The organism is Methyloceanibacter sp., from assembly GCF_051306395.1.
Lineage (GTDB): Bacteria > Pseudomonadota > Alphaproteobacteria > Rhizobiales > Methyloligellaceae > Methyloceanibacter.
The window spans coordinates 1-26,690 of sequence record NZ_JBPPND010000071.1 but is presented as its reverse complement, the minus strand read 5'-3'; the positions used below and the strand labels follow the sequence as shown (position 1 = coordinate 26,690).

Annotated in this window: 26 protein-coding genes and 1 riboswitch; of the genes, 10 read left to right on the top strand and 16 right to left on the bottom strand. The window is 63.6% G+C overall.

Annotated features, from left to right (window positions below; translation table 11 throughout):
* A complete protein-coding gene (locus tag ACSLE4_RS04340; protein WP_435903249.1) occupies positions 1–1,362 on the bottom strand; it encodes an alanine/glycine:cation symporter family protein in 1,362 nt (453 codons plus the stop codon).
* Positions 1,363–1,417: 55 nt separating this feature from the next.
* Positions 1,418–2,611 (bottom strand): 2'-deoxycytidine 5'-triphosphate deaminase, encoded by a 1,194-nt coding sequence (locus ACSLE4_RS04335; protein ID WP_435903248.1) that lies wholly within the window; start codon positions 2,609–2,611, stop codon positions 1,418–1,420.
* Here ACSLE4_RS04335 and ACSLE4_RS04330 point away from each other — a divergent pair.
* The 4 genes from ACSLE4_RS04330 to argE all read left to right on the top strand — a co-directional run bounded on the left by ACSLE4_RS04330 (position 2,610) and on the right by argE (position 6,079).
* Positions 2,610–3,107: a DUF1772 domain-containing protein gene (locus ACSLE4_RS04330; RefSeq protein ID WP_435903247.1), complete on the top strand. Its 498-nt coding sequence runs from the start codon at positions 2,610–2,612 to the stop codon at positions 3,105–3,107. The genes ACSLE4_RS04335 and ACSLE4_RS04330 overlap by 2 nt on opposite strands.
* Before the next feature lie 57 nt (positions 3,108–3,164).
* Positions 3,165–3,242, top strand: a riboswitch (SAM riboswitch).
* A gap of 80 nt (positions 3,243–3,322) precedes the next feature.
* Positions 3,323–4,531 carry an O-succinylhomoserine sulfhydrylase gene (gene metZ, locus ACSLE4_RS04325; protein ID WP_435903246.1) on the top strand — a complete coding sequence of 403 codons (1,209 nt, stop codon included), beginning with the start codon at positions 3,323–3,325 and terminating at the stop codon, positions 4,529–4,531.
* Positions 4,532–4,606: 75 nt separating this feature from the next.
* Positions 4,607–4,882, top strand: coding sequence for a DUF2277 domain-containing protein (locus ACSLE4_RS04320; RefSeq protein WP_435903245.1), 276 nt, complete (start codon positions 4,607–4,609; stop codon positions 4,880–4,882).
* 42 nt (positions 4,883–4,924) lie between these two features.
* Positions 4,925–6,079, top strand: coding sequence for an acetylornithine deacetylase (gene argE / locus ACSLE4_RS04315; RefSeq protein ID WP_435903244.1), 1,155 nt, complete (start codon positions 4,925–4,927; stop codon positions 6,077–6,079).
* Between the two features lie 3 nt (positions 6,080–6,082).
* Here the strand turns inward: argE and ACSLE4_RS04310 are convergent, their stop codons facing one another.
* The 3 genes from ACSLE4_RS04310 to ACSLE4_RS04300 are packed head-to-tail and all read right to left on the bottom strand — an operon-like array spanning position 6,083 to position 9,282.
* Positions 6,083–7,024 (bottom strand): Hsp33 family molecular chaperone, encoded by a 942-nt coding sequence (locus tag ACSLE4_RS04310; protein ID WP_435903243.1) that lies wholly within the window; start codon positions 7,022–7,024, stop codon positions 6,083–6,085.
* Positions 7,021–8,076: an ornithine carbamoyltransferase gene (gene argF / locus ACSLE4_RS04305; protein WP_435903242.1), complete on the bottom strand. Its 1,056-nt coding sequence runs from the start codon at positions 8,074–8,076 to the stop codon at positions 7,021–7,023. Before argF ends, ACSLE4_RS04310 begins: the two co-directional genes overlap by 4 nt.
* An 18-nt stretch (positions 8,077–8,094) precedes the next feature.
* Positions 8,095–9,282 carry an aspartate aminotransferase family protein gene (locus tag ACSLE4_RS04300; RefSeq protein ID WP_435903241.1) on the bottom strand — a complete coding sequence of 396 codons (1,188 nt, stop codon included), beginning with the start codon at positions 9,280–9,282 and terminating at the stop codon, positions 8,095–8,097.
* Between the two features lie 384 nt (positions 9,283–9,666).
* Between ACSLE4_RS04300 and ACSLE4_RS04295 the strand changes: the two genes are divergently transcribed.
* Positions 9,667–10,173: a GcrA family cell cycle regulator gene (locus tag ACSLE4_RS04295; protein ID WP_435903240.1), complete on the top strand. Its 507-nt coding sequence runs from the start codon at positions 9,667–9,669 to the stop codon at positions 10,171–10,173.
* A 75-nt stretch (positions 10,174–10,248) separates the two neighbouring features.
* Here the strand turns inward: ACSLE4_RS04295 and phoB are convergent, their stop codons facing one another.
* The 6 genes from phoB to ACSLE4_RS04265 form a co-directional block, all read right to left on the bottom strand.
* Positions 10,249–10,974, bottom strand: coding sequence for a phosphate regulon transcriptional regulator PhoB (phoB, locus tag ACSLE4_RS04290; RefSeq protein ID WP_435903239.1), 726 nt, complete (start codon positions 10,972–10,974; stop codon positions 10,249–10,251).
* A gap of 4 nt (positions 10,975–10,978) precedes the next feature.
* Entirely contained in the window at positions 10,979–11,710 is a 732-nt protein-coding gene (gene phoU, locus ACSLE4_RS04285) for a phosphate signaling complex protein PhoU (RefSeq protein ID WP_435903238.1), read from the bottom strand.
* A 25-nt stretch (positions 11,711–11,735) separates the two neighbouring features.
* A complete protein-coding gene (pstB, locus tag ACSLE4_RS04280) occupies positions 11,736–12,572 on the bottom strand; it encodes a phosphate ABC transporter ATP-binding protein PstB (protein WP_435903237.1) in 837 nt (278 codons plus the stop codon).
* 26 nt (positions 12,573–12,598) lie between these two features.
* Positions 12,599–14,242, bottom strand: a complete 1,644-nt coding sequence (gene pstA, locus ACSLE4_RS04275) for a phosphate ABC transporter permease PstA (RefSeq protein ID WP_435903236.1) — start codon at positions 14,240–14,242, stop codon at positions 12,599–12,601.
* Positions 14,235–15,614 carry a phosphate ABC transporter permease subunit PstC gene (pstC, locus tag ACSLE4_RS04270; RefSeq protein ID WP_435903235.1) on the bottom strand — a complete coding sequence of 460 codons (1,380 nt, stop codon included), beginning with the start codon at positions 15,612–15,614 and terminating at the stop codon, positions 14,235–14,237. The genes pstA and pstC overlap by 8 nt, the downstream gene beginning before the upstream one ends.
* A gap of 133 nt (positions 15,615–15,747) precedes the next feature.
* Positions 15,748–16,779: a PstS family phosphate ABC transporter substrate-binding protein gene (locus tag ACSLE4_RS04265; protein ID WP_435903234.1), complete on the bottom strand. Its 1,032-nt coding sequence runs from the start codon at positions 16,777–16,779 to the stop codon at positions 15,748–15,750.
* A 247-nt stretch (positions 16,780–17,026) separates the two neighbouring features.
* Here ACSLE4_RS04265 and arsH point away from each other — a divergent pair, with 247 nt between their 5' ends.
* Positions 17,027–17,749, top strand: a complete 723-nt coding sequence (gene arsH / locus ACSLE4_RS04260; protein WP_435903291.1) for an arsenical resistance protein ArsH — start codon at positions 17,027–17,029, stop codon at positions 17,747–17,749.
* Between the two features lie 11 nt (positions 17,750–17,760).
* Here the strand turns inward: arsH and ACSLE4_RS04255 are convergent, their stop codons facing one another.
* Positions 17,761–19,104: an ATP-binding protein gene (locus tag ACSLE4_RS04255; RefSeq protein WP_435903233.1), complete on the bottom strand. Its 1,344-nt coding sequence runs from the start codon at positions 19,102–19,104 to the stop codon at positions 17,761–17,763.
* A 214-nt stretch (positions 19,105–19,318) separates the two neighbouring features.
* On the opposite strand from ACSLE4_RS04255, the gene ACSLE4_RS04250 reads away from it, so the two are divergent.
* A complete protein-coding gene (locus tag ACSLE4_RS04250; protein WP_435903232.1) occupies positions 19,319–20,515 on the top strand; it encodes a PQQ-dependent sugar dehydrogenase in 1,197 nt (398 codons plus the stop codon).
* A gap of 120 nt (positions 20,516–20,635) precedes the next feature.
* Here the strand turns inward: ACSLE4_RS04250 and ACSLE4_RS04245 are convergent, their stop codons facing one another.
* Together ACSLE4_RS04245 and ACSLE4_RS04240 are read right to left on the bottom strand one after the other, a co-directional pair.
* Complete coding sequence (locus ACSLE4_RS04245; RefSeq protein WP_435903231.1) at positions 20,636–20,989, bottom strand: gamma-butyrobetaine hydroxylase-like domain-containing protein; 354 nt, start codon at positions 20,987–20,989, stop codon at positions 20,636–20,638.
* An 18-nt stretch (positions 20,990–21,007) separates the two neighbouring features.
* Positions 21,008–21,202 (bottom strand): DUF6494 family protein, encoded by a 195-nt coding sequence (locus ACSLE4_RS04240; RefSeq protein ID WP_435903230.1) that lies wholly within the window; start codon positions 21,200–21,202, stop codon positions 21,008–21,010.
* An 82-nt stretch (positions 21,203–21,284) separates the two neighbouring features.
* Between ACSLE4_RS04240 and ACSLE4_RS04235 the strand changes: the two genes are divergently transcribed.
* The 3 genes from ACSLE4_RS04235 (at position 21,285) to ACSLE4_RS04225 (ending at position 24,645) form a co-directional block, all read left to right on the top strand.
* Positions 21,285–21,482 (top strand): hypothetical protein, encoded by a 198-nt coding sequence (locus ACSLE4_RS04235; protein ID WP_435903229.1) that lies wholly within the window; start codon positions 21,285–21,287, stop codon positions 21,480–21,482.
* Entirely contained in the window at positions 21,483–22,487 is a 1,005-nt protein-coding gene (moaA, locus tag ACSLE4_RS04230) for a GTP 3',8-cyclase MoaA (RefSeq protein ID WP_435903228.1), read from the top strand.
* 202 nt (positions 22,488–22,689) lie between these two features.
* The gene (locus tag ACSLE4_RS04225) at positions 22,690–24,645 is read left to right on the top strand and encodes a putative bifunctional diguanylate cyclase/phosphodiesterase (RefSeq protein ID WP_435903227.1); all 1,956 of its coding nucleotides are present in this window, start codon (positions 22,690–22,692) and stop codon (positions 24,643–24,645) included.
* 16 nt (positions 24,646–24,661) lie between these two features.
* Here ACSLE4_RS04225 and ACSLE4_RS04220 read toward each other — a convergent pair whose 3' ends face one another.
* The gene (locus tag ACSLE4_RS04220) at positions 24,662–25,357 is read right to left on the bottom strand and encodes a hypothetical protein (protein WP_435903226.1); all 696 of its coding nucleotides are present in this window, start codon (positions 25,355–25,357) and stop codon (positions 24,662–24,664) included.
* 88 nt (positions 25,358–25,445) lie between these two features.
* Positions 25,446–26,681, bottom strand: coding sequence for an iron-sulfur cluster carrier protein ApbC (gene apbC / locus ACSLE4_RS04215; RefSeq protein WP_435903290.1), 1,236 nt, complete (start codon positions 26,679–26,681; stop codon positions 25,446–25,448).
* Positions 26,682–26,690: the final 9 nt, after the last annotated feature.

The following is a 26,690-nucleotide window of genomic DNA, read 5'->3' as shown; positions in this document are numbered from 1 at the left end:
CTAGAACGGGTTGTTCTCCGACTTGCCGCGAGTCTTGAAGAACTCGCGCGCGGCGCTGAACACAACCGGGCTGAGCACGGCCAACGCGATGAGGTTCGGGATCGCCATGAGCGCGTTCAACACGTCGGCGAGCAGCCAGACGAAGCTCAGCTTCACGGTGGCGCCGACAATCGGCGCAAGCGACCAGATGACCCGGAACGGCACGATGGATTTGACGCCCAACAGATATTGCCAGGCGCGCTCGCTGTAATAGCTCCAGCCGACCAAGGTCGTGAAGGCGAAGATGGCGAGCGCGAGCGACGTGATCATGCTGCCGATGCCGGGGAGCGCCGTCTCGAAGGCGAGCGAGGTGAGCTCCGCGCCGTTCTTGCCGCTGGTCCAGGCGCCAGTGCTCAGGATCACCAACGCGGTGAACGAGCACACGAGAATCGTGTCGATGAAAGTGCCGAGCATGGCGACGAGGCCCTGGCTGACCGGGCCTTTGCACTTCGCCGCGGCATGGGCGATGGGCGCCGAGCCAAGTCCCGCCTCGTTCGAGAACACGCCGCGCGCCACGCCGAAGCGGATAGCCGCCCAGACGGCGGCGCCGGCAAAGCCGCCCGTCGCCGCGATGGGCGAGAAGGCGTGGCTAAAGATCAGGCCGAAAGCTCCGGGAATGGCGTCGGCATGGAGGATCAGCACGATGGTCCCGGCGACAATGTAGCTGATGGCCATGAACGGCACGAGCTTGCCGGCGACCGCGCCGATGCGGTGAATGCCGCCGACCAGGACGAGGCCGGTGAGGAGGGCGAGCATGACACCTGTCACCCAGAACGGCAGACCAAACGCCGCCTCCAGCGCGTCCGCCACCGAATTGGCCTGCACCATGTTGCCGATGCCGAAACCGGCGAAGCCCGCGAACACCGCGAAGCACGTGCCCAGCCACGCCCAGCGGGCTCCCATGCCATTTTTGATGTAGTACATCGGACCGCCGACATATTTGCCGCGCTCGTCGACCTCGCGGTAGTGCACCGCCAGCACGGCCTCGGCAAACTTGGTGGCCATGCCGACAAGCGCCGTCATCCACATCCAGAACACGGCGCCAGGGCCGCCGATGAAGATCGCCGTGGCGACGCCGGCAATGTTGCCCGTGCCGATGGTCGCCGCGAGCGCGGTCATCAGGGCGTTGAACGGGGTGATCTCGCCTTTGCCTTCGGCCACGCGGCCGCGCCACAGCATCCAAAAGGCAAGCGGCAGATCGCGCAGAGTGCGGAGGCGCAAGCCAAACGTCAGGTAGAGACCGACGCCGAGCAGGAGCACCAGCATGGGGACGCCCCACACGATGCCGCTCAGCCACTCCACAGCCTTGGTGACAGACTCCATGCTACGCCCCCCGCTTTTATCTGATTATTGGCTGCCGCCCGCTTCCCTTAACGGCTCACTCCTGGCGGAAGTGCTTCGACAGCTTCAGCCCCTGGGCCTGATAATGCGAGCCGATGCCCTGGCCGTAAAGGGTTTCCGGCACCTCGGTCAGCTTATCGTAGATGAGCCGGCCGACGATCTGACCGTCCTCGACGATGAAGGGGATGTCGAGACTGCGGACTTCGAGCACCGCTTTGGCGCCGGGCGCTTTGCCCTCCGCATAGCCGAAGCCGGGGTCGAAGAAGCCCGCATAGTGAACGCGGTACTCCCCGATCATGGGATCGAACGGCGCCATCTCGGCCACATATTCCGGCGGCACGGATACGCTTTCCTTGGAGGCTAGGATGTAGAACTCGTGCGGATCGAGCACGAGCCGCTTGTCTCCGCCAAGACGCACCGCCTCCCAATATTGCTCCACGTCGTAACCGCCGACATTGTCCACGTCGATGACGCCAGCATAGCGGCGAGCGCGATAGCCGATCAATCCGCCGGCCTCGATCGGCGCGAGGCTGATGCGCAAGTTCAACCCATCGCGGATCGCCGCCTCGCCTTCGACAAGCCCGACGTCGGAGTGGATCGCCCGCAAGCGCCGGTCGCCCACGCGGCCCGGCGCCTCGGCGTCGATTTGCTGGCTGACGCGGCGGCGGAAGCGGATTTGATTGAGGCGCGAACCGTAGCGGACCTTGATGGAGAAGGTGCGCGGGCAGATCTCGGTGAACAGCGGCCCTTTATAGCCTTCGGCCACGCTGTCGAAACTTTCCTGATAGTCGGCGATGAGGCGCGTAAACACGTCGAGCCGGCCGGTCGAGCTTTTCGGATTGGCGAAGGCGGCGATGGTCGAACGAAGATTCAGATGCTCGATCAAAGGCACGAGGTAGACGCAGCCCGCTTCGAGCACCGCGCCTTTGGTGAGATCGATCTCGTGGAAGGTGAGCCCCGCCAGCTTGTCGCGCACGGTGGCCTTGGTGCCCGGCAGGAAGCTCGCGCGGACCCGGTAGGCCACCTTGCCGAGGCGAAGGTCGAGGCTCGCGGGCTGGATCTGCCCGTCCTCGATCGCCGGCGCGCCGGCGATCTCGCCCGCAGCGATGAGCTGCCGAAGCGCCTGGCTCGGCAGAATGCCGGTCCGGCCGAGCGCGCCCTTGCGGCCCTCCCCGGGGAGGGCGCGGGCGTCTTCGGGTAGCGCCTCGAAAAGCTGGTCGGACTGGTTCATGGTCGATCTTCTTGGCATTTGCCTGGGCTTCGGTCACCCTAAGCTCGGCCTTCTCCCCTGGATTCACAAGGGGTCACGGGCCGGAGGCACCATGGTTTTAAGCTACCTTGCTCTCACGGTCGCGGCTCTGTTCACAGGCGCCGCCTTCTACATCAATTTCGCCGAACAGCCCGCTCGGCTCCGTCTCGACGACCGGGGGCTCCTGACCCAATGGAAGCCCGCCTATAAGCGCGGCTTCGTCATGCAAGCCAGCCTGGCGGTGCTCGGGTTTCTCTTCGGAGCCGCGGCTTGGTGGCAGACGGGCGTCATGGGCTTCCTGGCCGGTGGCCTGCTGATGCTTTCCAACTGGCCATACACCCTCATCGTTCTCATGCCGACCAATAATGCCTTGATGGCGAGCGATCCCGCCAAGGCGGATGCGAAAACTCGCGTCTCATCCAAAAATGGAACTGGCTCCATGCCGCTCGCACGGCGCTGGGCGCTCTTGCCGTACTGAGCTTCCTCGTAGCCCTCACCTGGCAGACTTGACGCGGACGCCCGCCCGCGACATTAATCGCCCTCTCGTGGTGATTTGGCCGGCCGGCTTGCAGCCACGTAAAATAAGTCGCTAAAAGGCCGTGCGAGGCGTTTCAGCCGATCCCGGTCATTTGGCGGCAGCCAAGGTCCGGGTTTTTTTATGGCCGGCCGTAAACAGAGGCAGGAGTTCTGAGCATGGCCGCAGACAGGACAGGCCGCCGCAAGGCCTGGGCGCCCGCCACCCAGCTTGTGCATGAGGGCACGCGGCGCAGCCAATTCGGTGAGACGTCGGAGGCCATCTTCCTCAACTCTGGCTATGTCTATGACAGCGCCGAGGAGGCGGAGGCCCGGTTCAAGGGCGAGGCGGAGGGCTATGTCTATAGCCGCTACGCCAATCCCACCGTCTCCATGTTCGAGGACCGCATGTGCGCACTGGAAGGCGCGGAGGCGGCACGCGGCATGGCGAGCGGCATGGCGGCCGTCGCCGCGTCCCTGCTGTGTCATCTCAAGGCGGGAGACCACGTGGTCTCGGCGCGCGCGCTGTTCGGCAGCTGCCGCTATATCGTGGAGGATCTGCTGCCGCGCTTCGGCATCACCTCGACGCTGGTGGATGGGCGTGACCTTGCCGCCTGGGACGCGGCGGTGCAGCCCAATACGCGGGCCTTCTTTTTCGAGACGCCGACCAATCCGGTGCTTGAGCTGGTGGACATCGAAGCCGTGGCTAGAATCGCCAAAAAGGCCGGCGCGATGACCGTGGTCGACAACGTGTTCGCCACACCGCTCGGTCAGCGGCCGATTCCGCTCGGCGCCGATATCGTCGTCTATTCCGCCACCAAGCATATCGACGGCCAAGGGCGCTGTCTCGGCGGCGTGGTGCTCGGTCCTGACGAGTTCATCAACGAGACCCTGCACACTTATCTCAAGCACACGGGGCCTTCGCTCAGCCCGTTCAACGCCTGGGTGCTGCTCAAAGGTTTGGAGACATTGCCTCTGCGCGTCGAACGCCATTGCTCATCCGCGGCACGCATCGCCGACTTTCTTGCGGTCCGCGCAGAGGTCGAACGCGTGTTCTATCCCGGCCGGGCCGACCATCCTCAGCACGACCTCGCCAAGAAGCAGATGGCCAATGGCGGGCCGATGGTCGCCTTCGAGGTCAAGAGCGGCAAGGACGCCGCCTTCGCGGCGCTGAACGCCCTGGATTTGTTCAAGATCAGCAACAATCTCGGCGACGCGAAGAGCCTCGCCACTCATCCGTCGACCACGACGCATCAACGCTTGACGGACGAGGCCCGCGCGGAGCTCGGCATTTTCGACAACACGATCCGGCTTTCCATCGGGCTGGAGGAGCCGAGCGACCTGGAGGCCGATCTCGACCAGGCGCTCACCGCTGCGCACGGTCGGTGAGGCCTATGCCTTGCGGGGCGGCGATACCGTATGCCACCCTGCTCCGCGTCGTCGTCTTCCCTATGGGTCCCGATCATGTGCCGAAACATCAAGACGCTGCATAACTTCGAACCGCCCGCCACGGACGCGGAGGTCCGTGCATCCGCACTCCAGTTCGTCCGGAAGCTGAGTGGCTGCACCACGCCGTCCAAGGCCAACGAGATCGCCTTCCATCGCGCAGTCGATAAGGTTTCGGAGGCAGCGCGTGAGCTGCTCGATAGCCTTGTGACGAACGCCCCGCCGCGCGATCGCGAGGTTGAGGCCCTCAAAGCACGGACGAGGTCGGCGGAGCGATTTGGCCGCGCCGTCTAGCCGCAACGAAGCAACTCACGATCATCTTAAAGGATTTCCTTGGTGGTCAATCAATCCGCCCCCGTCGAGCTGCTTACAAAGCTCGTCGGCTTCGACACCACGAGCGCGAAATCGAATCTCGATTTGATCGCCTTCGTTCAAGACTATCTGGACGGCCACGGCGTCGCCTCGACGCTGGTTCCGAGCGAGGACGGCAAGAAGGCATGTCTCTTCGCCACGATCGGCGGGGGCGCGGGCGGCATCGGTCTTTCCGGCCACAGCGATTGCGTGCCCGTCACAGGACAGAAATGGACGAGCGACCCCTTCACGCTGACGGAACGGGACGGCAAGCTCTACGGACGCGGCACATGCGACATGAAGGGTTTCATCGCCTGCGTGCTCGCCTCGGTGCCGCTGTTCAAGTCGGTGGTGCTGAAAGAGCCGATCCACATCATCATCTCCTATGACGAAGAGGTGGGCTGCGCCGGGGTGCGGCCGCTGATCGCGCGTATCGGCGCGGACCTGCCCCAGCCGCGCGTGGTGATCATCGGCGAGCCGACCAGCATGCAAGTGATCGACGGACACAAGCGCATCGACGTCTACCGCACCACCATCACCGGCAAGGAAGCCCATTCGAGCCTGCCCGCCATCGGGGTCAACGCGATTTCCGTTGCGGCGAAGCTCGTCGACGAGATCGACCGCATGGCGGCCGAGCTTGCCGAAAAGGAGAACGATCCCCGCTTCGAACCGCCTTATTCCACAATGAGCGTCGGCATGATCGAGGGCGGCAGCGCGCCGAACATTGTGCCGAAGACTTGTGCATTCCGTTGGCAAATCAGGAGTCTACCAGGGGCGGAAGTAGACGACGTCCCCGACACGTTGGCCGCCTTTGCCGCGCGCGACCTGCTGCCTGCGATGCGAAAAGTCGCGCCCGAAGCCGCGGTGGAAACCGAGAGCCAGACGTCCGTGCCGGCCTTCTCGGCCCCGCCCCGGTCGGAGGCCGTGAACCTTGCGATGGCGCTCACCGGCGCGAATCGCACCAGCGGCGTGTCCTATGCCACGGAAGCCGGTCTGTTCGAGCAAGCCGGCTGCGCTTCCGTGGTGTGCGGGCCCGGCGACATCGCACAAGCGCATGCAGCCGATGAGTTCGTGGCGATCACGCAGCTCGAAGCGTGCTTGAAATTCCTCGGCGATTTGACGGCGAGGCTGCGCGCTTAGACGCTATTCTTCGCCGAAGCTATCCGGATCGAAGTTGTAGCGGGCGTTGCAGAACTCGCAGGTGACCCACACCTCGCCGTCCACGGTCATCTCGGCGATGTCTTCGGCCGAGAAGCGATCGAGCAATTCTTCGACACGCTCGCGCGAGCAACTGCAATAGGTCTGAAGCGGAATGGCGCGATAGACGCGCACCTGCTCCTCATGAAATAGGCGGAAGAGCAACCGCTCAGGCGACAGCATGGGGTCGAGCAGCTCGTGGTCCTCGACGGTCTCGGCAAGCGACTTGGCCCGCGTCCAGTCCTCCTCGAACTCCTTGAGGCTGGCGACGCCGCCTTCGCGCGTAAGCTTCTGCACAAGGAGGCCGCCGGCCCGCCAGGTCCAGGCGCCCTCGCCATTCTCCCCGGCTCTAAAGTGCCGCGCGACAGCCAACCGGATGAAGGTCGGAAGCTGCTCAGACTGCCGGAAATACGTGTCGGCGGCTTCGGTGAGGCTCTCGCCCTCGAGCGGCACGACGCCCTGATAGCGCTCCGTATCCACGCCGCGGTCGATGGTCATGGCGAGGTGGCCGTGCCCGAGCAGCGCCGCATCGTCGTCCGCATCGAGCGCGGCCAGACGCTCGGCGTCGAAACGCGCATAGCCCCGCAAGGAGCCCGGCACTGAAAAGTCAGCCACCAGCAGATCGACGGGTCCGTCGGTGGTCGCTTGCAGGATCAGCTTGCCCTCGGATTTGAGGGAAGCACCGAGCAGCGCGGTGAGCGCAACGGCCTCGCCCAAGAGCCGCGACACGGGCTCAGGATATGCATGGCGCGACAGGATCGTGTCGACGGTCGGCCCGAGCTGCACCAAGCGGCCGAGCACGTCGGCCTGCTCGGCTTGAAACGGCAGGACGAGATCGTCCGGCGGCAACGAGAGCTCGATGTGACTTTCCGAAATTGGAGCGCTCACCGTCCGGCCCCGCGCGACTTGGCCCGGGCCATCTTCCTCGGCGCCGCCTTCTTTGCCTTCTTGGCCTGCCTTTTCGCCTTTGCTGCCCGGGCGCGCGCAGGGTCGAACTTCAGCACCTTGGCTTTGCGGGCTTTGGGCGCGCCCAGGCACCAAGCGAGAATGGCCTTCTGCACATGGAGCCGGTTTTCCGCCTCGTCCCACGCGGCGGATTGGGGGCCGTCGATCACCGCGTCCGTTACCTCCTCGCCGCGATGGGCCGGCAGGCAATGCATGAAAATAGCGTCCGGCTTAGCAACGGCCATCAGCGCCTCGTCGACCTGGAAGGGACGCAGGGCGGCCTTTCGCTTTTGGGCATCATTGTCGCCCATCGAGACCCAGGTATCGGTGACCACGCAGTCGGCGCCGTGCACGGCTTCGCGCGCGCTGTCCATCACCTCGATCTTCGCGCCTTCGCCTTCAGCCCAGGCCAGATTGTCCGAGGCGGGCGCGAAATCGGCCGGCGCCGCCATGCGCAAGGTGAAGCCGAAGCGCGCCGCGGCGTGCACCCACGACGTGGAAACGTTGTTGGCGTCACCGATCCAGGCGACCGTGCGGCCTTTGATGGGACCTTTGCGCTCCTCGAAGGTCATGACGTCGGCCATGATTTGGCACGGATGGGACCGCGTGGTGAGCCCGTTGATCACGGGAATCGTGCTGTTCTCGGCAAACTCGGTGAGGGTCGCGGGCGGGCCCGTACGCAGCATGATGGCGTCCACGTAGCGCGACAGAACCCGCGCGGTATCGGCAACCGTCTCGCCGCGGCCGAGCTGCATGTCCTGCGGATTGAGCACGATGGCCGTGCCGCCGAGCTGATGAATGGCAACCTCGAAGGACACGCGTGTACGGGTGGACGGCTTTTCGAAGAGCATGGCAAGCACCGCGCCTTGCGGCACACCAAGCGCCTTCGGAACCCTGCCGGACTTCTTCATTACTGCGGCGCTATCGAGGATGGCGCGCAGGATCGAGGCGTCCAATAGGTCGAGATCGAGGAAATGCTTCGGCTGCGGTGACATGGGAAACGTCTCGGAAAGCTATGCGTTCTCGCTCGCGCTTACTTTCAGCGCGGCGCAAGCGGTGTCGATCGTGGCGCAGGCAAGGTCGATTTCCTCCTCGCCCACGATAAGCGGCGGCAGCAGGCGTACCACATTGTCGCCGGCCTGGACGGTGAGCATCCCCCGCTCGCGCAAGCCGGCGATGAGCTTCTGGTTCTCCACCTTGCACTTCAGCCCGACCATGAGCCCCTGGCCCCGCACCTCAGCGATGACGTCGTCATGCTCATCGGCGAGACCCGCGAGCCGCTGCTTCAACCTTAGCCCCATTTGCGCGACATGTTCGAGAAAGCCCGGAGCCAAAACGACATCGAGCACCGCGTTGCCGACCGCCATGGCAAGTGGGTTGCCGCCAAAGGTCGAGCCGTGGCTGCCCGGCGTCATGGCCTGGCCCACCGCCTCGGTGGTGAGGCACGCGCCCACGGGAAAGCCGCCGCCGAGCCCTTTCGCGGTGGCCATAATGTCCGGCGTGATATCCGCCCATTCATGGGCATAGAAGCGCCCGGTGCGCCCAACGCCACTCTGGACCTCATCGAGCACGAGCAAGATATCCTTCTCGTCGCACAGGGTGCGCAAATCTTGCAGGAACCGATACGGCACTTCGCGCATGCCGCCCTCGCCCATGATTGGCTCCAGCAGGACGCCGGCAGTTTCATCGCCGATGGCCGCCTCGACGGCCTCGAGGTCGAAGCCCGACACCTGATCGAAGCCCTCGACCGGCGGGCCGAAACCTTCCAGGTGCTTTGATTGGCCGCCGGCGGCGATGGTGGCGAGGGTGCGGCCGTGAAAGGCGCCCCCGAAGGTGACGAGCCGGTAGCGCTCGGGCGCGCCATTGACGAAGTGATAGCGGCGGGCGGCCTTGATCGAGGCCTCCACGGCCTCAGCGCCGGAATTCGCGAAAAACACGCGGTCGGCGAAGGTGGCGTCGCACAGCCGCTCCCCGAGCCGCTCCTGCTCGGCGATGTGGTGCAGGTTTGAGACGTGCCAGACCTTGTTCGCCTGGGCCGTCAGCGCCTCGATCAGCCGCGGATGAGCGTGGCCGAGCGCGGTCACGGCGATGCCACTCGAGAAGTCGAGATAGCGCTCGCCCGCCTCGGTAAAGAGAAAGGCGCCTTTGCCCCGCGCGAAGGACAATCCGCTGCGGGCATAGGTCGGAAGGAGGGCCGACATTAAACTTGCGTATCCCTGAAACAAAATTGCCGCCGACCGGCGGCAGCAAGGAAAGTCAGAGTGTTAGGTCTGGTCTTGGGTGGTGTCAATCTGTGCACATGACCTGCTTATCCAAGGTTTCTCCACGTTTCCATCAACGCTCGCGTTTGTGTTCTCGCGAGAGAAGTGGCAGAATCCGCTTGTTCCGGTGGAAAACGGGGCACCCAAGCGTGGCGGACGCTTGTCGGCTTCTACCGGTTTTAGTAGGGTAATAACTGCTCGGCTACCAGATGTTGTAGGTGCTGTTGGCGCCTGAGCGGTCATTCTCAGCAGTAATTCCGAGTATTTCGAAAAATGCCGTCTTGCGGGACGGGTGGAATCTGAGTCCAAACGAGGAGGCCAACCATGGCTTGGACTGATGAAAGGGTGGAACTGCTGAAGAAGCTCTGGGCAGAGGGATTGAGCGCGAGCCAAATCGCGGGTCGCTTAGGCGGCGTGACCCGTAACGCGGTGATCGGCAAAGTCCATCGGCTGGGGCTTTCGGGGCGCGCGACCAGTTCGCGCTCCAGCGCGCCACGGCCACGGCGCAATCACGCGCCACGGCAAAATCGAGCGCCGTCGCTGACTTTCGGCACGCGGGGCAATGTGGCGCTCAAGCCGTCTTACGAGGCGGAATACGATCCGGCGCCCGCGCCGGTCGCAGAACTCGTCATCCCGCTGCATGAGCGGGCGACTATCCTCACGCTGAAGGAGTCGATGTGCCGCTGGCCCATCGGCGATCCCACGGAAGAGGAGTTCCACTTCTGCGGGCGCAAAAAGGACGGCACGGTGCCTTACTGCGAGCATCACGCCCGCATGGCGTACCAGCCGGTTCAGGCGCGGCGGCGCGAGAAGCGCTTTGCCTCAGGCTAAGATCGACTTATCGGGATAGCGAAAGAGGCGCCGCGAAAATCGGCGCCTCTTTACTTTTCAGGGCAGGCAAAAACTTCAGGCCGTCTCTTCGAGCTTGTCGGAGAAGGCGTAGCCGGCACCACGCACGGTGCGCACCGGATCGCGCTCGTTGCCGCGCATCATGGCCTTGCGCAGACGGCCGATATGCACATCGACCGTGCGCTCATCCACATAGACGTTACGGCCCCACACGCCGTCGAGCAGCTGCGCCCGGCTGAACACGCGGCCGGGGCTCTGCATCAGGAACTCCAGGAGGCGGAATTCAGTCGGTCCGAGATGGACCTGACGGCCGTTGCGGGTCACGCGATGGGACTCCCGGTCGAGCTCGATATCGCCCACGGTCAGCACCGAGGCAATGCGCTCGGGGTTGGTCCGCCGCAAAATGGCGCGCACCCGCGCCATCAACTCCGGCAGCGAGAACGGCTTGACCACATAGTCGTCGGCGCCGGTGGTGAGGCCCCGGATGCGATCGTTTTCCTCGCTGCGCGCCGTAAGCAGAATGATGGGAATGGTGCGGGAGTCCTTGCCGGTGCGTAAGCGACGGCAAAGCTCGAGCCCCGAGAGGCCCGGCAGCATCCAGTCGAGCACGATGAGATCGGGCGAATTCTCGGCGATGGCCACCTCCGCCTCGTCGCCGCGATGGACGACGTCGACGGCGTAGCCTTCGGCCTCGAGATTGTAGCGGAGAAGGAGGGCCAGCGGCTCCTCATCCTCGACAACCAGAACCTTGGCTCCCGCGCCCATGGCGTTTGTCTGTAACATCCGTCTAGACCGCCGATCGCTTCAGTGAGACCGGCGTCGAGCTCGTCGTATCGCCCTTCGGCCGCTGATCCGTGATGGCCCGGCCATGCACCAGATAATAGACCGTCTCGGCAATGTTCGTCGCGTGGTCGCCCACACGCTCGATGTTCTTGGCGCCGAACAGGAGATGCGTGCAAAGCCCGATATTCCTCGGATCCTCCATCATGTAGGTGAGGAGCTCGCGAAACAGCGAGTTGTACATCGCATCGATCTCTTCATCCTTGTACCAGACGCCAAGCGCCCGGTCGGCATCGCGCTCGATGAAGGCGTCGAGCACGTCCTTCAGTTGGCCGAGCGCCAGTTCGCCCATGTGCTTCAGACCGAGCATGAGTTGCTTGGGCTGCTGCTCCGTGACCACGGCGACGGCGCGTTTGGCGATGTTCTTGCCGAGGTCGCCGATGCGCTCCAGATCGGCGGAGATGCGCAACGCGGCCATGATCTGGCGGAGGTCGTAGGCCATGGGCTGCCGCCGGGCGATCATCAGAACGGCCTGCTCCTCGATCTCGCGTTGGAGCTCGTCGATCTCCTCGTCCTCATTGATGGTCGCGGCCGCAAGATCGGGGTCGCGCCGCTCCAAGGCCTCGAAGGATTGGCCGAGCACCTTCTCCGCAAGACCGCCCATCTTGGCGATCTTGTTGTTGAGGAGCGCGAGCTCCTCTTCGTAGGATCTGACGATATGTTCGTGCTGCTGTTCCATGGGGGGAACTCCTAGTGAGCCGGCATCAACCGAAGCGGCCGGTGACGTAATCCTGCGTCCGCTGGTCGGTCGGATTGGTGAAGATTCTGGTGGTCTCATCTACCTCGACCAGCTTGCCGAGATGGAAGAAGGCCGTGCGTTGGGAGACGCGGGCTGCTTGCTGCATCGAGTGCGTGACAATGACCATGCAGAGGCTTTCCTTCAGCTCATCCATCAGGGTCTCGATCTTGGCGGTGGCGATTGGGTCCAGCGCCGAGCAGGGCTCGTCCATGAGCAGGACCTCGGGGTTCACCGAGATGGCGCGCGCGATGCAAAGCCGTTGCTGCTGACCGCCGGAGAGGCCCGTGCCGGGTTCTTGGAGCCGGTCCTTGACCTCCTCGAACAGCCCGGCCTTGGTGAGGCTGTGGACCACGATTTCCTCGAGATCGGTCTTGCTCGTAGCAAGGCCATGAATGCGCGGCCCGTAGGCCACGTTCTCAAAAATCGATTTAGGGAACGGGTTCGGCTTCTGGAAGACCATGCCCACCCGGGCGCGAAGCTGCACCGGGTCAACGTTCGGGGCATAGATATCATCGCCGTCGAGACGGATATCGCCGGTGATGCGAACTCCCTCGATTACGTCGTTCATGCGGTCGAGACAGCGCAAGAAAGTGGACTTGCCGCACCCTGACGGTCCGATCAGAGCCGTGACAGACTTGTCGAAGATCTCGAGCGACACGTCAAACAGCGCCTGCGCGTCGCCGTACCACAGGTTGACGCTTTTGGCGTTCATTTTGAGCTCGGGCTGCTCCACGGGCAGTTGGCCCTCCTTCTTAGCGGGCACCGCGGGCGCCTCTACGCGGATGGCCGGTCGCGCTTCCACCTTAGCCTCCATAACGAATTCCCTTTCTACCACTTGCGCTGGAAGATCTGCCTTAAGGCGATCGCCACCATGTTCATGATTACAAGAAAGCCCAGCAGGACCAGGATTGCCGCCGAAGTACGCGAGACGAAGCCGCGCTCAGGACTGTCGGCCCAGGCGAAAATTTGAGTCGGCAGCGCGGTCGCGGGTTCGAGAAGGCCCATATTCTCGATGCTCGGGATAAAGGCGTTCATGCCGATCAAAAGCAGCGGCGCCGTCTCGCCCAGGGCCTGCGCCATGCCGATGATGGTTCCGGTGAGAATGCCTGGAAGCGCGAGGGGAAGCACATGATGCAACATGACTTGGTGCTTCGAGGCGCCGACGCCAAGAGCCGCCTCGCGGATCGATGGCGGCACTGCTTTGAGCGCGGCCCGCGTGGTGATGATGATGGTCGGCAGGGTCATGAGGCTGAGCACCATACCGCCGACCAGCGGCGCCGAACGCGGCAGGCCGAAGAAGCCGAGAAACACGGCGAGGCCGAGCAGACCGAACACCACCGAGGGCACGGCGGCGAGATTGTTGATGTTGACCTCGATGAGGTCGGTGAAGCGGTTCTTCGGAGCAAACTCTTCGAGATAGACTGCCGCGGCGATCCCGATGGGAAAGCTCAGCAAAAAGCAGACCATCAGCGCATAGAAGGAGCCGGTGATGGCGCCGGCGAGGCCCGCCCGTTCCGGGAAGCGGCTATCCGCATTGAAGAACAGCTCCCAGTTGAACGGCGTGCGCACGAGGCCCTTTTCCTCCATCGCATCGAAGGCCTTGATTTGCTCCGGCGTGAAACGCGAGTTGAGCACCTTCGGCGTCTCGCCTTTGGCGAGCTCGGCGACGGGCGGCGACACCGGGAAAAGAACCGGTATCGTCTTGCCGATGATGCCGGGGTCGACGGCAACACGTTGGGCGATGGCGTCGGGTGCGTCGTCGGCGAGCAGGCCGAAGAGCGCCGTGTCGTACACGTCGGGCAGATAGGCCTGCAGACTATCGCGCGCCACGGCTTCGAACTCGCCGCTTGGCGGAGGACCAGCTTCGATCCTCGCAGGGTCGACATAGACGTCGAGCTCGAGGCTGGTGCGTCCGCCGTCCTCGACCACCACTCCACGGTTCTGCAAGCGCTCGAAATAGCGGACCTGGCTCCAGGTCAGTGCGTCCACCTCCTTGGGGATCACGCCCTTGTGGAGCTGATCGAACGGGTCGGAGACGGCAATCGGCAAGGTGATGGTCTTGCCTATGGATTCTGGGTGGCTAACGACATAGTCGCGCAGGATGTAAGCGGCATCCGAGGTCAGGATGTTGCCGACGCTCCGCTCTTGATCCTCAGGAATGTCGGGAATGGCCTTGTTGAGTGCCTCGCGGATCAACACACGATATTTGCCCTTGGACGGGTCCTCAGCATCGACTTGAGATGGGTCCACGTAGATCGGCAGCTCGACCTTGGTCTGAAGAAAGGCGGGGTATCCCGTGGAGACAAGCGAGGTGAGCAAGACGCCAAGGAGACCGACGGCAACAGCGATGGCGATGATGCCATAGGCCTGGAGCCGCCTGTCGGCCGCGTAGCGGCGCCGCACGCGCCGCCGCGCCTGGTCCGAGTTCCAGTCGAGCGTTGCCGTGGGAGCTATGGCTTGTGCGTCACTCATATTGCTCTCTGTATTTGCGTACGATGCGAAGGGCGATGATGTTTAAGACCAGGGTGGCGAGGAACAGCACGAGGCCGAGGGCGAACGCCGCGAGCGTCTTCGGATTGTCGAACTCGGTGTCGCCAATCAGCAGGGTCACGATCTGCACGGTGACCGTGGTGACCGGCTCGAGCGGATTCATGGTCAGGTTTGCGATGATGCCGGCTGCCATGACCACGATCATGGTCTCGCCGATGGCGCGGCTCACGGCGAGGAGGACACCGCCCATGATCCCCGGAAGCGCCGCCGGCAGAAGCACCTTAGTGATGGTCTCGCCCTTGGTGGCTCCCATGGCGTAGGACCCGTCGCGCATGGCGCGCGGAACCGCGGCTATGGCATCGTCCGACAGAGACGAGATGAAGGGAATGATCATGATGCCCATCACCCCCCCGGCGGCGAGCGCACTGTTGGGCGCGATCGGCACGCCGATCATCTCGCCGAACTCCCGCATGGCCGGCGCCACGGTGAGGACAGCGAAGAAGCCGTAGACAACCGTCGGAATGCCCGCGAGCAGCTCCAGAACCGGCTTGATCACGGCGCGAACTTTGGGATTGGCGTACTCGGTGAGGTAGATGGCCGAGTAGAGGCCGATTGGGGTCGCCACCAGCATTGCGATGAGCGCGATGAGCAGGGTGCCGGCGAAGACGGGAATGGCGCCGAACGCGCCGCCGGCCGTCACTTGGCCTTCGCGGATGGGGATCTGCGGCTCCCAGTTCAGCCCGAAGAAGAACTCGAAGGGGTTCACCCGATCGAAGAAGCGCAAGGCTTCAATCAACAGCGACAGGACGATGCCAAGAGTCGTAAGAATGGCGATGAGCGAGCAGGCAATCATCAACCCGCTCAGAATGCGCTCGGCGCCATGGCGGGCCCGGAACTCCGGAGAAAGACGGCGGCTGGCAAAGACAAGTCCGAGAAGGGCGACGCTCAAAGCCGCGCCCACCATGGCCCAGCGGGCGATGGCCTGCCAGCGCTGATAGCGCTCTGCCGCCTCTTGAACCATAACGCTCGGCACGCTGAACATATTGCCGGCCGCGACCGACTTGATCTCGCTCAGGAGCAGGCTGATGCGGCCCTGTTCCATGCCGTCGGTGGTGCCGGGCGGCAGGCTCCACAGCAAGAGGCTGTCGATGATCGTTCCCTGGAACAGTAGCCAGATAAGGACCAGAAGAATCGAGGGGATGCCGACCCAGGCCGCGACGAAAGCGCCGTGATACGTCGGCCGAGAGTGAAGCTCGTGTTCGCGGCCCTGAACCAGAGCGACTGAACGGCGGCGGGCGAACACATAGCTCACCGCGGCCAGAACGATGAGCACGAGCAAAAGGTAACCGATCATCTCCGCCCCAATCCCCTAGCTGCGCCCGTCAGCCGGCGCGGCCAATTCTTCCTCACGATCGTCGGCGTGGCCGCCGCACTAAGCGGCCACGCCTTCGATCTAACTCGTGCGAAGTTGAGAACGACTCCGCCCCTTAAGAGGTCGGCGCAGCCATCTTCTTGCCCTCGGTCGCGCGGTCTTGCATTTCCTTCAGCTTGTCCTCGGGAAGCACGACCAGACCACGCTCATGCAGGTAGCCGTCCTCGCCCATAGCGTCGTCGCTAACATACTCGGCGATGAACTCGTTCAGGCCGCCGATGACCTTGCGGTGCGGGTTCTTGATGTAGACGAACAACGGCCGGGACAGACCGTAGCTGCCGTCACCAATGGTGTCGAAGCCCGGATTCACGCCACCGATCTTCACGCCCTGAAGCTTGTCCTTGTTCTCGTAGAGGAACGAGTAGCCGAAGATGCCGACAGCATTGGGATCGGCCTCGATGCGCTGCACGATGAGATTGTCGTTCTCGCCGGCCTCGATGAAGGGGCCGTCCTGACGCATGGGCGTGCACTTCTCTTTGACCTGGTCCTTGTTCTTTTTGAAGTACTCGAGCTCCTCGCAGCCCTCGTGCATGGCCAGTTCGACAAACGCGTCACGCGTGCCGGAGGTGGGCGGCGGGCCATATGCCGTGATTGCGATGTCGGGCAGGGAGCTGTCGACATCGCTCCACTTCTTGTTGGGGTTCTTCACCAGCTTGTCGCCATCCGGAACCTCGGCCGCGAGCGCCAGGAAGATCTGCTCCTTGGTCAGGTCCATCGGCTTGCCCTTTTTGGACTGCGCGATGGACAGACCGTCATAGCCGATCAGGACCTCGGTGACGTCATCGACGCCGTTCTCGGTGCAGAGTTCGAACTCGGACTTCTTCATGGCGCGAGAGGCGCCAGTAATGTCGGGGTTGCCTTCGCCGATACCCTGGCAGAAGATTTTCATACCGCCGCCAGTGCCGGTAGATTCGACCACGGGGGCCTTCTTGCCCGTCTTCTTCCCGAACTCTTCAGCCACGGCCTGGGTGTAGGGGAAAACCGTCGAGGACCCGACGATCTTGATCTGGTCACGGGCCAGCGCCGGGCCGGCCGTGCAAATAGCGGCGACGGCGAGCGTCGACGCTGCAATACTGAGCTTGTTCACTTTGCTCTCCCTTGAGGAATTGGATGTGAGCCTCCGCCAGCGCGAGTAACGCCGCCAGCTCGCGGGCACGCTAGTCCCCAGGCATCATTGTTTTATGACAGCGATGATTCGACTTTATGACAGTTTATGTGACTGTTATGCATAGGTATTTGTTGGAAATCCCTGTGGAAAACAGGACCTTCTGGAGCGAACCGAGTCGGGTTGACCCGATTGTCGATATGTCTATATTTCTGGAAATATCGATACAATCTCCGCCGCTCCGCGCGACCTTCCCAACGTCCTTGAGTCCGCGCTGGCTATGCCGGATCACCGTTTGCTAAGGACGCCGCGCTGGCCCTCACACCCGCCCCGCTTGCTCCTGCTGTACGGGTCTCTGCGCCAACGCTCCTACAGCCGCTTTCTCACTTTTGAGGCGGCCCGGCTTCTCGAAGCGTTCGGGGCCGAGGTCAAGATCTTCAACCCCTCGGGATTGCCGCTCCCGGACGATGCGCCGGAGACACACCCCAAGGTTCAAGAACTGCGCGAGTTGTCCGCCTGGTCCGAAGGGCATGTCTGGTGCAGCCCGGAGCGTCACGGGTCGATGACCGGCATCATGAAGGCGCAGATCGATTGGATTCCGCTCACGCTCGGCTCGGTCAGGCCAACTCAGGGGAAGACCCTCGCCGTGATGCAGGTTAGCGGCGGCTCTCAGTCGTTCAATGCTATCAACCAGCTTCGCGTGCTCGGCCGATGGATGCGGATGATCACCATTCCCAATCAGTCGTCGGTGGCCAAGGCCTATGAACAGTTCGATGAGGCGGGCCGGATGAAGCCCTCGGCCTTTTACGATCGCGTCGTGGATGTGATGGAGGAGTTGATGAAGTTCACGCTGTTGACGCGCGGCATCTCGGACTACCTCACGGACCGCTATAGCGAGCGCAAAGACGCGACCGAGAAGGAAGCCATCAGCGTCGATCTCGACGCGATCTAGCTGGCCGCTCGTCAGCCGGCGTGGGCCTCGTTCAGCATTACCGTGAAGGTGGAGCCTTTGCCGGGCTTGGAGGCGACGGCGAGCTCGCCGCGATGGCGGTTCAAGATGTGCTTGACGATGGCGAGGCCGAGACCGGTGCCGCCCTTCTCGCGGCTGGAATCCACGTCCACACGATAGAACCGCTCGGTGAGCCGCGGCAGATGTTCGGCCGCGATTCCGGGACCGTCGTCCACGACCGAGATGGCATAGCGGCCGCGGGTCTGGCGGCCGAGCGAGGGAATGTGCTTGGCTTCAATGCGGACATGGCCGCCGGAATTGCCGTATTTCAGCGCGTTCTGCACCAAGTTCTGGAGGACTTGGAGGAGCTCGTCGCGGTCCCCGCGCACGATCGCCGCCTTGGGGAAGCGCTCAACCTCCAGCGTCATACCGCTGTCGGTCGCGATCCGCTCCAGAGTGTCGCGCGCATGTCCGAGGACGTCGTTGAGGTCGACGAGATTACTCGGCGGCACGTGGGCATTCATCTCGACCCGGCTCAGGGACAGCAGCGCATCGATCAGACGGGTCATGCGCGAGGCCTGCTCCGCCATGATGGGCAAGAATCGTTCGCGTGCCCCGGGGTCTTCCTTGGCCGTGCCTTGCAGCGTCTCGATGAAGCCGCGCAGCGATGACAGCGGCGTGCGGAGCTCATGGCTGGCATTGGCGATGAAGTCCGCCCGCATCTGATTGATGCGCTCGCCCTCGGTAAGATCGCGCAGGAGCACGAGAATATTGCCGTCGCGCTCGGACCCCCGCGTGAGCGGCGCCACGGTCACCTCCATGCGACGGCCGACCGGAACGCGCTCGGCATAGATGACGGTCACGGAGCGCCTGCTCTTCGGGGCGGCGCTGACGGCGTCGAGGAACTCCGGCGTGCGGATCACCGAGGAGATGTGGCTGCCTTCGCGCAGGGAGGCGAAGAGGCCCCGGGCCGGCGCATTGCAGGAGAGCACCTGGCCGGTGCGATTGAGCAGAATGACGGGATCGGGCAGCGCCTCGGCCATGACATGCATGGCGGAGCGCGAGCGGCCCGAGACCGGGGACGGCCTGAGTTCCGCTTCGAGCAGGGGATCCACGTCCTGGCGCGGAAGCAGCGCGACGGAGGCCACGAAGCTCGCGAACGCGATCAAAGCCAGCCCTACCGAGAGGTCGCCCAAGGCCACCAGCGCGGCCATGATCACGGCCACGATCACGACCTGCCACAGCGACGACCAAAGCCGTGCGGCAAGCTCGCGTAGCCCGCGCCTAACCGCGTGGAGGGCGCGCCAGAGAAGACCAGGCGGCAACGCGGGCGCGCTGTGATCTACCTGGTTTGTCAAAGCCTTCTCCCTAACTTTGCTACGAATCGCCGCGTCGGCGGCACGGCCCTATTTGCGCTTGGAGCATCACGTTTTTGCGACACTCTACTGCCGGCCCATGCGACATCTTCATGAAGAGCCCACATGGACTGTCATGAAGACTGCTATATTTTGGCACTGCTCAAACGTCGATCGGCAGATTACCCAATCGCCGTCACCTTCAAAGGGATCATATATGGGGCGTCAATCACTGCATGTCGCGCTTCTAGCCGTTTTTGCCATGCCGGTCGTTTCGGCCCACGCTGCCGATATCCATCGCTGCCCAGCGACCAGCACCCAGACCATTCCAGCGCCGGGCGATCCGGGAATTGTCCTGGCCGACGGGCTGGAACTCGTCGCCGTCCAGGTCACGGGCCCGTTTCGAGCGCCGTGGTCATTCGGCTTTCTACCGGATGGATCGTTTCTTGTAACGGAGCGGTCGGGTCATCTTCAGCATGCCCGGCCCGGCGCCGACCACAAAGAGGTGTCCGGCATTCCGCCCGTGCTCTACGAGCTCCACGGCGGCCTCCTCGATGTGGCGATCGATCCTGAGTTCTCCACCAACGGCCTTATCTATTTTTCTTATCTGCAAGGCAGCACCGAGGCATCGACCATGAGGGTGATGCGCGCCCGCTACGACGAGAAAGCCGAGACGCTGGCCGACCAACGGGTCATCTTCGAGAGCACGCCCGGCAATAAGACCGACCAGATCGGCGGCCGCATCGCGCTTTCCGGCGACGGCTATCTGTTCCTCACCCTCGGCGACCTGTGGCAGCCGGAGCGCGCTCAAAACCTGGCAGATCACAGGGGGTCGGTCATTCGCATCAGAACCGACGGCTCGGTGCCGGACGACAATCCGTTCATCGATATGCCGGGCGCACTTGCGGAGATGTGGAGCTACGGCCATCGCAATCCGCAAGGACTCGCAATCGACCGCACAACCGGAGCGGTGTGGGAGACCGAGCATGGACCGCAAGGCGGCGACGAGCTCAATCTCGTGCTGCGCGGCCGGAACTACGGCTGGCCTCTTGCCACCTACGGCACCGACTACATGGGCAAGTCCATCGCGGTGAGCAGCCAGTATACCGGCACTGAGCAGCCCATCCACTTCTGGGTCCCGACCTCGATCGCGCCAAGCGGACTTGCGGTGGCGACGGAAGGCTCGCAGACGACGGTGTGGATGGGGACGCTGGGCACCCAGATGGTCGTCAAGCTGACGCTTGAGCACAACTGCGTCGTCGGCGAAAAATATTACTTGAAGAACCAGCTCGGCCGCGTGCGGGACATGCGTGTCGACGCCGCTGGGAACGTCTATGCCCTTGCGGAGGGCGGCGCCATCTATCGCCTGAAACCCTCGATCGAGGCGGCGTCCCCCAGCAAGCAAGCCCTTTAGCGCGAGCGACCCTCGCGCGGGAGCGCACAAGTTTGAAAGCAAAGCAAAGATGGGGACTCGGCGGCTTGAATGGGCACTAAGCTTCATGCCGCCCTGCTGGCCAAAGGAGAGACTCGACCTCTAGCGCGTAAGACCCTTGGCGGCCAGCTCGTCGAGATAGCTCTGGAAGCGCGCGTCCTGGTTCTCGCCGAGGTCACGCAGATAATCCCAGACATAAAGCCCTGTGTCGTGGCCGTCGTCGAAGGCGATGCGTATCGCGTAATTTCCGACCGGCGTAAGCTGCGTGATGCGAACATTCTTTTTGCCCGGCACGGTCACGCGCTGCTCCGGGCTATGGCCTTGCACCTCCGCGCTCGGGCTCAAGACCCGCAGCATCTCCGCGGGCAGCGCAAAGCTCTCGCCATCATCGAAGCTCACTTGAAGCGTGCGCTTCTCGGCGTCGAGCTTGAGCTCCGTGGGCCACGCTTGCGTCATGTGCCTGCTCGCCGAGCGCTAGCCGAGGTCGATCTCGCCCTCGACCTCGTGGTCGAGCGGTGCGCCTTCGGCTGTGAGCACCATCTTCACTTTGAGCTTGCCCTTGCCGCCGAGCCCCTCCTCGCGGACCACGCGTTCAATGGCCTGCTGTGAGGTTACGCCGACCTCCTTCAGAAACTTCCGCATCGACATATTGAAGCGATCCTCATCCATAGCGGCCTCCCTTTGACGTTCCATGCCGTGATATGACAAGCAAAAGACTATATATTAGAGACAATACCAGAGATAAAATCCCATGGCGGTTACCTCACAAGGCAAGGGCAGCGCCGGACAGAAAACGCGAGCCGGGACGATGAAGCGGAAAAACACGATCAAACGCCGGAGCGCGCCTGCCGCGGCGCTTGCGGACCCCCGCTACCACATCCGGGTGGTTAAGAGCGCCAAGGCCTATAGCCGCAACAAGGCGCAGGCGATCGAGGACGAAGACGCATAGATGAATATCCCCTCCGCCCGCCTAGTCGACCAGTTCGGCCGCGCCATCACCTATTTGCGTGTATCGGTCACCGATCGCTGCGACTTCCGCTGCACCTATTGTATGGCGGAGGACATGACCTTTGTGCCGCGGAAAGAGCTCCTCAGCCTGGAGGAGATCGACCGGCTCGCGAGCGCTTTCATCGCACGTGGCGTGCGCAAACTGCGGCTTACCGGCGGCGAGCCGCTGGTGCGACGGAACATCCTGTGGCTCATCGAGGCTCTGTCGCGCCATCTCGGAGACGGGCTCGACGAGCTGACGCTCACCACCAATGGCAGCCAGCTCTCTCGATACGCGGACGCGCTCGCGGGGCTCGGCATTAAGCGCATCAATGTTTCGCTGGACACACTCGATGAAGCCAAGTTCCGCGTGCTCACCCGCTGGGGTGATTTTAGCCAAGTGATGCGGGGCATCGACGCCGCCGCGCGCGCCGGACTGAAGATCAAGATCAATACCGTGGCGCTGCGGGACATGAACGAGGACGAGATCGAGGATCTCCTGCACTGGACGCACGGCCGGGGCTTCGACTTGACTCTGATCGAGACGATGCCCTTGGGGGAGATCGAGGCGGACCGCACGGATCAGTACCTGCCGCTATCGCTGGTGCGGGCACGGCTCTCCCAGCACTTCACGCTGGACGATATTCCCGACAAGACCGGAGGCCCGGCGCGCTATGTGCGCGTGGCAGAGACCGGCGGCCGGCTCGGCTTCATCACGCCGATGAGCCACAATTTCTGCGAGGCCTGCAACCGTGTCCGGGTCACATGCACCGGCACACTGTATATGTGCCTCGGCCAAGACGACGCCGCCGACCTGCGGACGCCGATGCGCGCGAGCGGTTCGGACACGCAGCTCCATGCCGCAATCGACGAGGCCATTACGCGCAAGCCCAAAGGCCACGATTTCGTCATCGACCGGGACTCGGCCCCCGCCCTTTCGCGCCATATGTCGGCCACGGGCGGCTAAGTTCGTTCACGGTTAAGATACTCCTCCGGCAACAAAAATGCTAAGATTCCCGGCCATTCCGGGAATTCGGAAGGCCCGGCCTCTGCCTGAGGGCGCGATCTCGACAGCGATCTCTCCGCCTATGGCGTTTCTTAACCTGCGGCACGGTAGTTTTAGCCCAGGGATCAGTGGCCTAGCCCGTTGTCGTTCACTGCGGTACTTTATGTTGCTCAAGGAATCGCTGAAAAAATATTGGCACTGGCTGGGGCTAGCGCTGTTGTCGGCGCTGATCGCCGTGACGGCGTTTCTCGCGCCGAGTCGGGTGAGTCACTTGGAGCTCGAGCGTGAAGCGCTCGTGGCCGAGGATCGGATTTTCACCCGCCTCCTCGAAGACCCGCAGATCGTTCTGAATGCGCTCACGGTCCCCGGAGCGGCACCGCAGCTCAGCGAGATATTCAAGGACGCCGGGTACGCCACCCGCATCCTGCGCTACGAGCTCTACGACGCCAAAGGGCGGCTCGTGTTCACCAGCGGCCAGGCCAGTCTCGAGCTCAACGACGTCGTCGACGTGACGCAGAACCCGGTTCAGGAAGGGGCGGTCGTCGGCCTTTACACCGGGCACACGGAAGACGGCCCGGCACATTTGGCGTTGCTTCGCCTGCCCATCGATCTCAACGCGAACGCGCGCGGGACGCTTTACGTCTATTTGGACCAGAGCGATCAGGCGAATGTCCTCTCGGGCTATTTCGGCCTCATCGCGCTAGTGAACCTCATTCTTCTGGGCATCGGTGTCGCCACGCCCGTCGCCTTCGCCTGGATGCGCAGCCAAGAGCGGCTACAGGCCCAAGAGCAGGTTCGCTATCTGCAGAGCCATGATGCGCTGACCGGGCTCGCCAACCGCAGGGCGTTCGCGGACAGCCTTGGCGAGGCCATAATCCGCATGAAGCGAGAGAACACGCACATCGCCGTGATCTGTCTCGACATCGACAAGTTCAAGGAAATCAACGACGCCTCCGACCACGGCGGTGGCGACCAAGTGCTGCGCGAGATGGGAAGCCGGATCAAGGCCACGCTACGAGGGCGCGACGTCATCGCACGGCTCGGCGCAGACGAGTTCGCCATCGCGCTCGTGGACATCACCAATCTCGGCGACGTGATGGCCTTTATGAACAGGCTGGTCACGGCGTTGCGGTTGCCATTCGACGTGAACGGCAAGGAGATCCTGCTGACGACCAGCGTGGGCATCGCCTTGGCTCCGGCCGACGGCGATACGGCCGCCACCGTGCTGCGCCACGCCACCATCGCCCTCTCCCGGGCCAAAGGCGACGGCGGCCAGCGCATGTGCTTCTTTGAGGAGAGCATGGACAAGGCGCTTCAGCGCCGGCGCACGGTCGAACACGAGCTTCGCCTGGCGCTCGGGCGCGAAGAGTTCCAGGTCGTCTACCAGCCGCAATTCAACCTCGCGAACGAGGCGCAATGCGGCTCCGAAGCGCTAATTCGCTGGCATCACCCCGTCCACGGCAAAATCGCGCCGGGTCACTTTATCTCGGTCGCCGAGGAGACCGGGCTGATCGTGCCGATCGGCGAATGGGTGCTGCGCCGGGCCTGCTTCGATGCGGTGACGTGGCCAGAACACCTGACCGTCGCGGTGAATCTGTCGCCGGCGCAGTTCCGCGACAGCGACATCGCCGAGACGGTCGCCGACATCCTCCATGAGACCGGGCTGCCCGCGCGGCGTCTGGAACTTGAGATCACCGAGAACCTCCTCATCAACGACACCGAGGAGGTGTTGAGCAAGTTGAACCGTTTGCGCGAGCTGGGCGTGAAGATCGCCATGGACGATTTCGGCACCGGCTATTCGAGCTTGAGCTATCTGGCGCGCTTCCCCTTCTCGAAGATCAAGATCGACCGCCAGTTCATTCGCAACATGACGCGCGACCCAGCGATGCGCGCCATCGTCAAGACCATCATCGCCCTCGGCAAATCGCTCGACGTGACCATCACGGCCGAAGGCGTGGAGACTCCGGAGCAAGCCCAAATGCTGCGGAAGTTCGGCTGCTCTCAGGTTCAGGGCTTTCTCTACGGTCATCCCGAAGCGGCCGAGAACCACGCCAAGCAGAAACCCGCTTCAGGCGGCAAGATCACGCCGATCCGCGGCCGGCGCTCTACCGCCGCGTAGGCCCCTCGCGAAAAAATCAACGTCCCGCGCCGAACGGGAACTCCGCCATGGGGGTGGCCCTCGTGCCACCAAGGAGACCCTTGAACTTCGGCTTCGCGGGCGCGCGCGCCCGAGACTGAGTGACCCGCGGCTGTGGCGCAGGCTTTGGTTTCGCTTGCGGCTCCACGACAACGGTGAGTGGCGGCTTGCGGAACGGGCGCGGGACGACATCCGGCATGAAGTCCGGCTCATCCGTCTCGATGCTGGCTACCGTGCTTAGTTCCACATCCTCTTCTATCACCGGCGCGGGCGCGTCTTCGACGAGGGCGGCTTCCGGGGCGACGACCGGCGCGGCGGACTCCGCCGGCAGCGCAGCCTCGACTGGCTCGGACAATGCCGCTTGCTCCATCAGCGGCGCTTCCTCGGCCACTGCGGCCTGTTCCGGGATGTCCGGCAAAGCGCCGGTAATCTCTTCGGTCTCCGGCACGGCCCACCCGGCTTCATCCATGTCTCCTTCGCCTTCCGCGACTGCGGCTTGGGGCAGCATGGCGGCTTGGACGAAAGGCGGAGGCGAAGATCGCACGATCACCTGGATGGCGACCGTGCCTTGAGCGGTGTCGTCGAGTGCGGGCAGCGTGATCATGACCGGTAAGACGAGCACCAGCACCGCGGCATGGGCCGCGCCAGCGCCAACGGCACAGACGGAGAGGCTAGGCTTGTCGATATGAATCACGGACGGTGGAGCGCAAAAAAATTTCGCCGAACGCTCAATACTCACGCCCGTTCTGAGTTAGCTGAGTCGGCCCCCGGCCCGCAACCCTCTAGTTTTCAATGACAATTTTCGGCGCTTGGCGCTCGGTGCCGGACACGCGCTCAAGCTCCGTCCAAGCCGTCGCGGCGATATGGCGATAAGCGCCCGCCACGGGGCTATCCGGATCGGTGGCCACCACGGGCTTGCCCTCGTCGGAGGTCTCGCGGATAGCCATGGTGAGCGGCACTTCGCCCAGGAAGGGTACGCCTAGCCTGCCCGCTTCCTGCTTGGCGCCGCCATGGCCGAAGATGTCGGACCGCTCGCCGCAATGGGGGCAGAGGAAGGTCGACATATTCTCGACGATGCCGAGCACTGGCACGTTGACCTTCTTGAACATGTTGAGGCCCTTGCGGGCGTCGATCAGCGCGAGATCCTGCGGCGTGGATACGATCACCGCGCCCGCGAGCGGCACTTGCTGGGCCATGGTGAGCTGGGCGTCGCCCGTGCCCGGCGGCATGTCTACGACCAGCACGTCGAGCTCGCCCCAGGCCACGTCCTTGAGCATCTGAGACAGGGCCGACATGACCATGGGCCCGCGCCAGATCATCGGCGTCTCCTCGTCCACGAGGAACCCCATGGACATCACCTTGAGACCATAGCTGCGCATGGGATCGAGCTTGTTGCCGGCGAGTTGCTGAGGCTGGCCGTGAATGCCCAGGAGCCGCGGCATTGAGGGACCGTAGATGTCGGCGTCGAGCACGCCGACTTTCAGGCCCTGATCCTTCAGCGCCAGGGCGAAATTGACCGCGGTGGTGGATTTGCCGACGCCGCCTTTGCCCGAGGCCACGGCGATGATGTGCTTCACGCCCGGCACGCCGCCGGGGCGGTGGCGCGCATCACGGGCCGCGCCCGGCGCAGTGACACCCGGGCCTTGCAGGGTATGACTTTGAGGGGCTTGCGGCGGAGGGCTCTGCGGCTGCGGCGCTTGCCGCGCGTGGCCATTGCCGCCGGCAACGGGACTCGCCGAGCCCGAAGGGCTGCCGCTGCCCGGTTCGCGGTCGGCGGTGAGCGTAACAGCGACACCCTCCACGCCCGGCAGCCCCTTCACGATGGTCTCGGCCGCTTGGCGCAACCCCTCGAGCTCGCGCGCCCGCGCCGGGTCCACGGAAATGGCGAAATAGACTTTGCCCTTGTGGATCACCACCTCGGAGACGAGGCCGAGTGAAACGATATCTTCGCTGAGATCGGGGCCCTTCACGCCCTTCAGGGCGGCCAGAATTTGGTCTTTGGTCAGTGTCTCGGTCATGGCCGGAAT